At 72.3% G+C, this 11157-nt stretch carries 11 protein-coding genes; 7 read left to right on the top strand and 4 right to left on the bottom strand.

The genetic code is table 11. The annotated features are described in order from the left end of the window. Positions 1–535: class I SAM-dependent methyltransferase (locus ACFV9H_RS22220; RefSeq protein ID WP_385400845.1), on the bottom strand; the 535-nt coding region annotated here is incomplete at its 3' end. A gap of 158 nt (positions 536–693) precedes the next feature. Here ACFV9H_RS22220 and ACFV9H_RS22215 point away from each other — a divergent pair. The 7 genes from ACFV9H_RS22215 (at position 694) to ACFV9H_RS22185 (ending at position 7185) form a co-directional block, all read left to right on the top strand. Further along, entirely contained in the window at positions 694–1479 is a 786-nt protein-coding gene (locus tag ACFV9H_RS22215; protein WP_385400842.1) for an MHYT domain-containing protein, read from the top strand. Between the two features lie 98 nt (positions 1480–1577). After that, complete coding sequence (locus ACFV9H_RS22210; RefSeq protein WP_385400840.1) at positions 1578–4169, top strand: nitrate- and nitrite sensing domain-containing protein; 2592 nt, start codon at positions 1578–1580, stop codon at positions 4167–4169. Further along, positions 4169–4612 carry a roadblock/LC7 domain-containing protein gene (locus ACFV9H_RS22205; RefSeq protein ID WP_329388500.1) on the top strand — a complete coding sequence of 148 codons (444 nt, stop codon included), beginning with the start codon at positions 4169–4171 and terminating at the stop codon, positions 4610–4612. The genes ACFV9H_RS22210 and ACFV9H_RS22205 overlap by 1 nt, the downstream gene beginning before the upstream one ends. A gap of 17 nt (positions 4613–4629) precedes the next feature. Beyond that, complete coding sequence (locus ACFV9H_RS22200; protein WP_385400836.1) at positions 4630–5019, top strand: DUF742 domain-containing protein; 390 nt, start codon at positions 4630–4632, stop codon at positions 5017–5019. Next, positions 5019–5690, top strand: coding sequence for an ATP/GTP-binding protein (locus tag ACFV9H_RS22195; RefSeq protein WP_385400834.1), 672 nt, complete (start codon positions 5019–5021; stop codon positions 5688–5690). The genes ACFV9H_RS22200 and ACFV9H_RS22195 overlap by 1 nt, the downstream gene beginning before the upstream one ends. Before the next feature lie 168 nt (positions 5691–5858). Next, a complete protein-coding gene (locus ACFV9H_RS22190; protein ID WP_385400832.1) occupies positions 5859–6257 on the top strand; it encodes a roadblock/LC7 domain-containing protein in 399 nt (132 codons plus the stop codon). A 91-nt stretch (positions 6258–6348) separates the two neighbouring features. Next, the gene (locus tag ACFV9H_RS22185; protein ID WP_385400830.1) at positions 6349–7185 is read left to right on the top strand and encodes a DUF6397 family protein; all 837 of its coding nucleotides are present in this window, start codon (positions 6349–6351) and stop codon (positions 7183–7185) included. Here the strand turns inward: ACFV9H_RS22185 and ACFV9H_RS22180 are convergent. From ACFV9H_RS22180 to ACFV9H_RS22170, 3 genes are read right to left on the bottom strand one after another with little or no spacing between them, the layout of a single operon-like run. Continuing rightward, positions 7149–7550, bottom strand: coding sequence for a YchJ family protein (locus ACFV9H_RS22180; protein ID WP_385400827.1), 402 nt, complete (start codon positions 7548–7550; stop codon positions 7149–7151). The two genes, ACFV9H_RS22185 and ACFV9H_RS22180, sit on opposite strands and share 37 nt — an antisense overlap. A gap of 8 nt (positions 7551–7558) precedes the next feature. Beyond that, the gene (locus ACFV9H_RS22175) at positions 7559–8446 is read right to left on the bottom strand and encodes an acyl-CoA thioesterase (protein ID WP_385400824.1); all 888 of its coding nucleotides are present in this window, start codon (positions 8444–8446) and stop codon (positions 7559–7561) included. 49 nt (positions 8447–8495) lie between these two features. Then, positions 8496–11018: a DEAD/DEAH box helicase gene (locus ACFV9H_RS22170; protein ID WP_385400822.1), complete on the bottom strand. Its 2523-nt coding sequence runs from the start codon at positions 11016–11018 to the stop codon at positions 8496–8498. Positions 11019–11157: the final 139 nt, after the last annotated feature.

Below are 11157 nucleotides of genomic sequence, written 5' to 3'. Positions count from 1 at the left end.
AGCCCGACCGGGCCACCCGCGGGCGCTGGTTCGGCTCCGCCCCCATGGGGTTGGGGGTGAGCACACGGCGGGGGCGCGCGGCGTGGGCCGCGCGCCCGATCGGGTGGAAGAGCGCGAGCCGGCCGCCGGGGCGGACCACCCGGCCCAGCTCGCGCAGGTTCGCCTCCGGGTCGGGCAGGTGGGCGATGAGTCCGGCGGCGAACACGGCGTCGAGGGCCCCGTCGCGCAGTGGCAGCCGGGCCACGTCGGCGAGCAGCAGGGTGCCCTCGGCAGCCCGCCCCGTCCGCTGGGCGGCGGCGAGCATCTGCGGGGTGAGGTCCGCGCCGAGCACCGTCCCGGAGGGTCCGACTGCGGCCCTCAGCGCGGCCAGCGCCCGACCGGTGCCGCAGCCCGCGTCGAGCACGCGGTCCCCGGGCCGCAGCCCGAACTCGACGACGGCGGCCTCGAACGCGGGGCCGTCCTCGGGGAACTTCCGGTCCCAGTCGGCGGCGCGCGCCCCGAAGAACTCCTGCACGAGCGTGTGGTCTTCGCTCATGAGGCCATGATCCCCCACCGGCCTTCCCGCGGTGCGTGTGCAAGCTGGTACGCGGCGTGATCGAAGATGAACGTATCTCTGTCATATTCCAGCAGTTCCAGCGGCTTTCGAAATGCGCCCCTTGTTCGTGGCCTCACCCGGACTAGCGTCCGGTGGCCATGGGACACCTGGACCACGCCGCCTATGGCTGGCTGACACCCGCGCTGTCATACGTGATGGCTTCGATCGGCGCCGCCCTCGGGCTGCGCTGCACCGTCCGCGCGCTCGCCGCGACCGGATCCTCCCGCCGCAACTGGCTCCTCACCGCGGCCTCCGCCATCGGCACCGGCATCTGGACGATGCACTTCGTCGCGATGCTCGGGTTCGACGTCACCGGCACCGAGATCCACTACAACGTGCCGCTCACCATCCTCAGCCTGCTCGTCGCCATGCTGGTCGTCGGCGCCGGGGTCTTCGCCGTCGGCTACGGCAAGGACCGCGGCCGCGCCCTCGTGCTCGGCGGCCTCACCACCGGCCTCGGCGTCGCCAGCATGCACTACCTGGGCATGGCGGCCCTGCGCCTGCACGGCCACATCTCGTACGAGCCGCTCACCGTCGGCCTCTCCGTCGCCATCGCCGTGGTCGCGGCCACCGCGGCCCTGTGGGCCGCGCTCAACATCAAGTCACCGCTCGCCGTAGCCGTCGCCTCGCTCGTCATGGGCGCCGCCGTCAGCAGCATGCACTACACCGGAATGATGGCCGTCGGCGTCGACGTCAGCCCCTCGGACGCGGCCCTGCCCGGCGCCACGGCCATGCAGTTCATCTTCCCGCTCGCCGTCGGACTGGGCTCCTACCTGTTCATCACCGCCGCCTTCGTCGCCCTGTCCCCGACCGCCGACGAGCGTGCCGCCTCCGCCTCCGCTTCCGCACGGCACGTCCCGGAACCCGCACCGGCCGGCCCCTGAGCGGTCCGGGCAGCCGCCCCACCAGCCGCACCCGCCCCACCAGCCCCCCGCGCACCCGTACGTCGCACCTGTAGGCACCGCCCCGGAACGAGGAGCCCATGCGCACACCCCGCAGAAAACCGGAAGCAGCGGCGCAGCGGCCGCCCGCGCCGCCGGCGCGCGGCCGCCGGGCCCATGCCGGGCCGCCGGCCGAGGAACCGGCGGCGCGGGAGACCCACCACATCCTCCCCGCCGCCCCGCCCGGCGGCGGCTCCCGGCTGCGGCTGCGGCCCGCCACCGTCCGCGCGAAGATCGTCTCCCTGCTGATGGTGCCGGTCGTCTCGCTCCTCGCCCTCTGGGCGTTCGCCACCGTCAGCACCGCCCAGGACATGGCCCGTCTGAGCCTCGCCCACCGGGTCGACACCGAGATACGCACCCCCGTCGCCGCCGCCGTCACCGAGCTCCAGGCCGAGCGGCGCGCCGCCGTCCGGCTGCTCGCCGACCCGACCGCCGACCCGGGTGCCGCCCTGGACCAGCAGGTGCGCCGTACCGAGACCGCCGTCCGGCGGCTGAGACTCGGAGACCGGCACACCGTCGCCGATTCCGGCGGCTACCGCGCCGACATCGCGATCCGCCTGGGTGCCTTCGTCGCCGCCGCCGAGGCCCTGGGATCGGCCCGCAAGGACATCGTCGCCCGCAGGGCCACCCCAGAAGCGGCCTACGAGATGTACACCGGCGTGGTCGACGCGGCCCTCGCCGTGGGCGGCGCTCTCAGCGGCGGCCAGGACGCCGAACTCGGCCCCGACGCCCGGGTCCTGCTCGAATTCGCCCGCGCCGAGGAACTCCTTTCCCGCGAGGACGCGCTGCTCGCCGTACCGGGCCCGCGCTCCGCCGAAACGCTTCGCCGGCTCATCGGCACCATCGAATCCCGTCGGGCCCTCACCGCCGCCGCGGCCGAGGACCTCCCCGCGCGGCAGCGCGCCGCCTGGCAGTCCGTAGCCAAGAGCGCCGTCTACGCCGACCTCGCCGCCGCCGAGGACCGGGCCCTGGCCGCCGGCACCACCCGCGACAGCCGCGCCGTGCCCTTGGGTTGGGAGGCCGCCTGGACCGGCGTCGGCGCCTCGATGCGCGAGATCGAGGAGGGCGCGCACGCCGCTGCCGCCGACCGTGCCGACCCGATCGCCGAGGGTGCGCTCAGCCCTGCCGGAGCCGCCGTGCTGCTCGGCCTGGCCGCCGTCGCGGCCTCGCTCGTCATCTCCGTCCGCATCGGCCGCGCCCTGGTCGTGGAACTCGTCTCCCTGCGCAACACCGCCCTGGAGATCGCCCGCCGCAAACTCCCGCGGGCGATGGAACGACTGCGCGCCGGCGAGGAGATCGACGTGGCCGCCGAGACCCCCGCCGGACCGCCCGCCGACGACGAGATCACCCAGGTCGGCGAGGCGCTCGCCACCGTCCACCGGGCCGCCCTCAGCGCCGCCGTGGAACGCGCGGAGCTCGCCAGCGGGGTCTCCGGGGTCTTCGTCAACCTCGCCCGCCGCAGCCAGGTGCTCGTGCACAAGCAGCTCACCCTGCTCGACTCGATGGAGCGCCGCGCCGACGACCCGAACGAACTCGGCGACCTCTTCCGCCTCGACCACCTGACCACCCGGATGCGCAGGCACGCGGAAAGCCTGATCATCCTCTCCGGTGCCGCCCCGGGCCGGGCCTGGCGGATGCCGGTTCCCCTCACGAACGTCGTACGCGCCGCCGTCTCCGAGATCGAGGACTACCCGCGCATCGAGGTCCGTCAGCTCGCCGAGGCCGCCGTCGTCGGGGGCGCGGTGGCCGACCTCACCCACCTGCTCGCCGAACTCATCGAGAACGCCGCCCAGTTCTCCCCGCCCCACACCAAGGTGCGGGTCAGCGGGGAGCCCGTCGGGGCCGGGTACGTCCTGGAGGTCGAGGACCGCGGGCTCGGCATGGGGCGCGAATCCCTGAGCGAGGCCAACCGGCGCATCGAGCAGTCCGAAGCCCTCGACCTCTTCGACAGCGACCGGCTCGGACTCTTCGTCGTCAGCCGCCTCTCGGCGCGCCACGGTGTGAAGGTGCACCTGCGCACGTCACCGTACGGTGGCACCACCGCGGTGGTCCTCCTGCCGAACTCCATGCTCCAGGGCGCGATCACGGTCGGCATCCCCGAGCCCGACCCGGCGTCGGCCCCGGAGCCCCCCGCCCAGACCCGGAACCACCCTTCGGCCCAGATCCGGAACCAGCCCCCCGCCCAGATCCGGAACCAGGCCCCCGCAGCGGCCTCGACCCCCGCGCCGAAGGCGGTCGCCGGCGCGGAGCAGCCGCCCGCCATGACCGTCGTACGGGAGGACGTGCGCGGCATCCCGGCCGCGGACCGGCCCCCCGCGCCGCGGGAACCGCACCCGACCCCGGTGGCCTCGCTGCGGCCGCGCGCCACCGGGGGCGCGATCCCGCGTACGCAGCCGACCGCGCCGCCGCCGGCTTCGGTGACGGAACTGCCGCGCCGGGTGCGCCAGGCCAGCCTCGTCCCGCAGCTGCGCGAGGCCCTGGCCCCGAAGGCCCCGGCCGAGTCCCGGCTCCCCGAGGACCCGCCGGGCCGCAGCCCCGAGCAGGCCCGGGACCGGATGGCGGCCTATCGGGCCGGCTGGGTCCGCGGCGCCCAGGACGACTCCCCTCACGCAGGCAGCGAAGGAGAAGTGTGATGATCGAACATCAACGAATCGACCTCGACGGCGTCCGCAGGTCCGGCGAACTGGACTGGCTGCTGGACGACCTGGTGCTCCGGGTCCGCGAGGTCCGGCACGCCGTGGTCCTGTCCACTGACGGGCTGGCCGTGGGTGCCTCGAGCGCGTTGAGCCGGGAGGACGCGGAGCACCTGGCCGCCGTCGCGTCCGGCTTCCACAGCCTGGCCAAGGGCGCGGGCCGGCACTTCCACGCCGGGGGAGTGCGCCAGACGATGGTCGAGATGGACGAGGGCTTCCTCTTCGTCGCGGCCGCGGGTGACGGCTCCTGCCTGGCGGTGCTCAGCGGCGCCGGTGCCGACATCGGGCTCATCGCCTACGAGATGGCCCGGCTGGTGAAGCGGGTCGGCGAGCACCTGTACACCCCGCCCCGGTTCGCGGCGCGGCCGCCGGCCGCCGGCTGAGGGCGGCGGTCCGGCACATGAACGGCCAGTGGTACGACGCCGACGCGGGCCCGCTCGTCCGTCCGTACGCCATGACCGGCGGGCGTACGAAGCCGGGACCCCACGGGGTCCGCTTCGACCTGATCGCGCTGGTCGTCATGGACAACGGGGGCGCTGCGGGCACCGACCCCGAGGCCGAGTCGTTGCTCGGCCCCGAACACCGGGCGCTCCTCGGACTCTGCCGGTCCGAGACCCAGTCGGTGGCGGAACTCGCCGCCGACGCCGACCTCCCCGTGGGGGTGGTGCGGGTGCTCCTCGGAGACCTGCTGGAGGGGGGCCACGTGAAGGTCAGCAGGCCGGTACCGCCCGCGCAGTTGCCGGACGAGCGGATTCTGCGTGAAGTCATCGAGGGATTGCGAGCGCTGTGATGGGACAACACGACAACGGGCCCCTCGGAGCGGGCTCGAACCCGGACCCGGTCCGGGCCGAGGATCCGGGGGAGGACCCCGAACTGGCCGCGCTCGCGCTCAAGATCCTCGTCGCGGGCGGTTTCGGGGTCGGCAAGACCACGCTGGTGGGCGCGGTGAGCGAGATCCGGCCGCTGCGGACGGAGGAGTTGCTGAGCGAGGCGGGCGAACTGGTCGACGACACGGGCGGAGTGGACCAGAAGACGACCACCACCGTGGCCATGGACTTCGGGCGGATCACCATCCGCTCCGGGTTGTCCCTGTACCTGTTCGGCACCCCGGGGCAGGACCGGTTCTGGTTCCTGTGGGACGAGCTGTCGCAGGGTGCGCTCGGGGCCGTGGTGCTCGCCGACACCCGGCGGCTGGAGGACTGCTTCCCGGCGGTCGACTACTTCGAGCACCGGCGCATCCCGTTCGTGGTGGCCGTCAACTGCTTCACCGACGCCAGGCGTTACGGGGCGCACGACGTCTCACGCGCGCTCGACCTGGACCAGGGGACCCCGGTGGTGCTGTGCGACGCGCGGGACAAGGACTCGGGCAAGGAAGTACTGATCAGGCTCGTCGAGTACGCCGGGCGGGTGCACACCGCCCGGCTGCTGGACTCGGTGGAGCCGCAGGCCGACTCCGTGTGAAGCGGCCTGCTCGGACTGCTCGACGAACGCGCGCCGTTCCTCTTGAGTCATCTTCTTCGCCATGAGCACATCTCCTTGCCGGAAAGGAGCTGGTGGGGAAGGCTTGCGGGACGACCACGCGGGGTGGGGCGCGGCCATGTCGGCCGCGTCGACGGGGAGGGGTTGGGAATGGCACTGGACAAGCAGCTCGATTGGCTGTTGGACGACCTGACGCGCCGGGTCCAGCAGGTGCGGCATGCGGTGGTGCTGTCCAACGACGGCCTGGTGACGGGTGCGAGCGCGGGGTTGGCGCGGGAGGACGGGGAACACCTGGCGGCCGTCGCGGCCGGGCTGCAGAGCCTGGCGAAGGGATCCGGACGGCACTTCCGGGCCGGTGAGGTCCGCCAGACGATGGTCGAGTACGACGAGGGGGTGCTCTTCGTCATGGCGGCCGGCGCGGGCAGCTGCCTGTGCGTGCTGAGCGCCGCCGAGTCGGACATCGGCCAGGTCGCCTACGAGATGACGCTGCTGGTCAACCGGGTGGGGGAGCACTTGGGAGTCGCCGAGCGGCGCATCACCGGCGGCTGAGTCGCGGACTTGTCCACAGGCGCGGCGGAGTGTCGTTGCCCTGAGTTACGGTCTTCACACAGAGTAATCACTGTTCGTGGGGGAGACCGTGATGATGCAGATGGACACCGCGCCGGCGCAGACCGTGCCGGAGCAAGACGTATTGGTGGGGAGCGCGCGGGCCGCCGGTGAACTGGGGCTGAGCCGGAGTGAGTTCGCCAGGGCCGTCCAGCTGGGGATCGTGCGCGCCGGGCCGCCGGCGCGCGGCGGGGCCGCGCGCTACGCGCGGGCCGAGCTGGACCGGGTCAGGTCGGCCGAGTCCCGGTCGGACACGCTGCGCGAGCGGGTCGAGACCGTGGCCGGAGCCGCGGCCGCGGCGCGGGAGCTGGGAGTCGGCCCGAGCCGGTTCACCCGGCTCGCGCGCTGTGGGCACCTCACGCCGATCGGCTATCGGATCAACCGCTACCGGGCCGTGGTGTGGCTCTATCTGGCCGCGGAGCTCAGGGAGTTCGCGGCCCGTGAGCCGGCCGTGTTGTGCGGGGCCGGGGCACCGGGGGACCGGGAGCTGATGGCGGCCAAGGCGGACCTGCGCCCCCGGAAGTGGCGCGGGCGGCACGTCGGGCTGCTGCTGAGACGCACCGCCGACCCCTGGGAGCGCGCCGCGGTACTGGCCTCCGTGCTCCCAGAGGGCGAGCTGCGCGAGACGGTGCCCGACCGGGCGGAGCGGATCGTCCTGGCCGCCCTCGCCCCGCCACCGCCGTACGGGCACCCGCAGGTCCCGGCAGCCGCGGCCGTGGCGCTGCGGCTGCTGAAGGCCGACCTGCCGGAGGAGATCCACTGGTACCGCACCAGCCTGGACTTCGCCCTCACCGGAGCACGCGGCCAGGCGCGGCCGGACGGGGCGCGGTCAGGTCAGTCGAACTCGACGGGGGAGAGGGGGCCGACGTAGACCCAGGCCCCCTCCTCGCGGGTGAACGCGCTGTGCTCGTGCAGCGAGCCGGCATGCCGGCCCTCGCGGTAGTGGGCCCGGAACTCCACCGAGCCCTCCGTCTCGAACATCCCGCCGCGCTCGGTCGCGAGGATCTCCAGCCGCTCCCAGCGCTGCCCGGGATCCAGATCGAGGTCGGCCGGACGGGTCGAGCTGTGCCAGGAACGAAGCAGGTAGGCGGTGTCGCCGACCGCGAAGGCACTGAAGCGGGAACGCATCAACCGCTCGGCGGTGGGTGCCTGCTGAGCACCGGAGTGGAAGCGGCCGCAGCACTCCGGGTAGGCGGCGGGCAGCCCGCAGGGGCAGGGGAGGGCCGGGGTGGGCATGGGTGAGCTCAGTTCTTCGGGGACGGCGGGGAGGGATAGGGGCGGAAGAGGCCTTCCTGGACCACGGAGACCAGCAGCCTGCCCTCCAGGTCGTAGATACGGCCACGGGCCAGGCCCCGGCCGCCGTGCGCGATGGGCGACTCCTGGTCGTACAGGAACCACTCGTCCGTCCGGAACGGCCGGTGGAACCACATGGCGTGGTCCAGGCTCGCCATGTCGAAACCGCGCATCCCCCACAACGGTTCCACCGGGATGCGCACGGCATCGAGGAGGGTCATGTCGCTGGCGTAGGTGAGGGCGCAGGTGTGCACGAGCGGGTCGTCGCCCAGGGGGCCGACCGCGCGCATCCACACGGCGCTGCGGGGATCGGCGCCCTTGAGTTCCTCGGGGGTCCAACGGAGCCGGTTCACGTACCGGATGTCGAAGGGCTGGCGGCGGGCCATCCGCTCCAGCGCCTCCGGCAGCGCCCCGAGGTGCTCGCGGATCTCGTCCGCGACCTTCGGGAGCGTTTCCGGATGGGGGTAATGGTGAGGAGGCAGCTGGTGCTCGATGCTGCCCTCCTCCGGGTGATGGAAGGAGGCGGTGAGATTGAAGATCGTCTTGCCCTGCTGGACCGCGGTGACCCGGCGCGTGGTGAAGGACCGCCCGTCGCGCACCCGCTCCACCTGGTACACGATCGGCACCCCGGGGATGCCGGGGCGCAGGAAGTACGCGTGCAGCGAGTGGACCGGCCGGTCGCTCTCGACAGTGCGGCCGGCGGCCACCAGCGCCTGGCCGGCGACCTGCCCGCCGAAGACGCGCTGGAGCGACTCCTGGGGGCTGGCGCCGCGGAAGATGTTGACCTCGATCTGCTCCAGATCGAGCAGGTCGACCAGTCTCTCGGCGGGGTTCGTCATCAGAGGATCTCCACGGTCGGTGGTCGGGTCGGCGGGACGCGGGTGCCGGTCAGAGCGCGCCGAGCTCGCCCACCGAGGTGACCCGGATGACGGCCCGGCCCTCCTCGTCGGAAGCCGCGAGGTCGACCTCGGCACTGATGCCCCAGCCATGGTCCCCGTTGGGGTCGGCGAAGGTCTGCCGGACGCGCCACAGGCCGTGCGCCGGGTCCTCCTCGATCTGCAGCAGCTTCGGTCCGCGCGCGTCGGGGCCGGTGCCCAGGTCGTCGTACTCGTCCCAGTACCCGTCCATGGCGTCGCCCCAGGCGTCGGCGTCCCAGCCCGACTCGGCGTCCAGCTCGCCCAGCACGTTGACGTGGTCCAGGGCGGCCAGCTCCACGCGGCGGAACATGGCGTTGCGGACCAGGACGCGGAAGGCCCGCGAGTTGGCTGTGACCGGCTTGACCTGGTCGGCCTTCTCCTGAGCCTGCTCCGCCGTCTCCACCTCCGGGTTCGCCAGCTGCTCCCACTCGTCCAACAGGCTGGAGTCGACCTGGCGGACCAGCTCGCCGAGCCACTCGATCAGGTCCTGGAGGTCCTCGGACTTGAGGTCGTCGGGGATGGTGTGGTCCAGCGCCTTGAACGCGCTCGCCAGATAGCGCAGCACGATGCCCTCGGTGCGGGCCAGCTCGTAGTACGAGGTGAACTCGGTGAAGGTCATCGCGCGTTCGTACATGTCGCGGATGATCGACTTCGGGGAGACCGGGTGGTCGCGCACCCACGGGTGGCTCTTGGCGTACACGTCGTAGGCGTGGAAGAGCAGCTCTTCGAGGGGCTTGGGATAGGTGACGTCCTGGAGACGCTCCATCCGCTCCTCGTACTCGATCCCGTCGGCCTTCATCTGGCCGACCGCCATGCCGCGTTCCTTGTTCTGCTGGGCGGCCAGGATCTGGCGCGGGTCGTCCAGGGTCGACTCCACGACGGACACCATGTCCAGCGCGTAGGAGGGGGACTCCGGGTCCAGCAGGTCGAAGGAGGCCAGCGCGAAGGTGGACAGCGGCTGGTTGAGCGCGAAGTCCTGCTGGAGGTCGACGGTGAGCCGGATCGTGCGGCCCTCCGCGTCCGGGGTGTCGAGCTTCTCGACCACACCGCCGTCCAGCAGCGAGCGGTAGATCGCGATGGCCCGGCGGATGTGTCGGAGCTGGGCCTTGCGCGGCTCGTGGTTGTCCTCCAGGAGGTGGCGCATCGCCTGGAAGGCGTCGCCCGGCCGGGCGATGACCGACAGGAGCATGATGTTGGTGACCTTGAAGCGCGAGGTCAGCGGCTCCGGGTCGGCCGCGATCAGCTTTTCGAAGGTGGTGTCCGACCAGGCGACGAAGCCCTCGGGAGCCTTCTTGCGGACCACCTTGCGGCGCTTCTTCGGGTCGTCGCCCGCCTTCGCGAGGGCCTTCTCGTTCTCGATGACGTGCTCGGGCGCCTGGGCGACCACATAACCAGCCGTGTCGAAACCGGCCCGGCCGGCGCGGCCGGCGATCTGGTGGAACTCGCGGGCGCGCAGTGTGCGGACCCGGTTGCCGTCGTACTTGGTGAGCGCGGTGAACAGCACCGTGCGGATCGGGACGTTCACACCGACACCGAGGGTGTCGGTGCCACAGATCACCTTCAGCAGGCCGGCCTGGGCCAGCTTCTCCACCAGGCGCCGGTACTTGGGCAGCATGCCGGCGTGGTGCACGCCGATGCCGTGACGGACGTAGCGGGAGAGGTTCTGCCCGAACTTGGTGGTGAAGCGGAAGTTTCCGATCAGGTCCTGGATCTTGTCCTTCTCCTCGCGGGTGCACATGTTGATGCTCATGAGCGACTGCGCCCGCTCGACCGCCTGGGCCTGGGTGAAGTGCACGATGTAGACGGGAGCCTGCCGGGTCTCCAGCAGCTCGGTGATCGTGTCGGTGATCGGCGTGGTGACGTACTCGTACGACAGCGGGACGGGCCGGGTCGCGGAGCGGACCACCGAGGTGGGCCGGCCGGTGCGCCGGGTCAGGTCCTCCTCGAACCGCTTCATGTCGCCGAGGGTCGCGGACATCAGCACGAACTGTGCCTGCGGCAGCTCCAGCAGCGGGATCTGCCACGCCCAGCCGCGGTCCGGTTCGGCGTAGAAGTGGAACTCGTCCATCACGACCTGGCCGATGTCGGCGTGCTTGCCGTCGCGCAGGGCGATGGAGGCCAGCACCTCGGCGGTGCAGCAGATCACCGGGGCGTCCGCGTTCACCGAGGCGTCGCCGGTCAGCATGCCGACGTTCTCGGTGCCGAAGAGCTTGCACAGGTCGAAGAACTTCTCCGACACCAGCGCCTTGATCGGCGCGGTGTAGAAGGTGACCTTGTCCTGGGCGAGGGCCGTGAAGTGCGCGCCCGCGGCGACGAGGCTCTTGCCGGAGCCGGTCGGGGTGGACAGGATCACGTTCGCCCCGGAGACGACCTCGATCAGCGCCTCCTCCTGAGCCGGGTACAGGGTGATGCCCTGGTCCTCCGCCCACGAGGAGAAAGCCTCGAAGAGGGCGTCGGGGTCGGCGTTCGGCGGGAGCTGATCAATGAGGGTCACACCCCCCATCTTGCCTGGCTTCCCCCCGGATGAGGGAACCGGCGGACGGAATGAAGATCATCGACGGTACGCTGTGCCGTCGATGCGGCCCGAACGAACCAGTCGAAGGGGCCCGAACACCACACCACCGGGGCGGGGA

Origin of the sequence: Streptomyces sp. NPDC059874, assembly GCF_042731135.1 — a bacterium.
In the GTDB taxonomy this organism is placed as follows: Bacteria; Actinomycetota; Actinomycetes; order Streptomycetales; family Streptomycetaceae; genus Streptomyces.
This window is presented reverse-complemented; position numbering and strand designations above follow the sequence as displayed.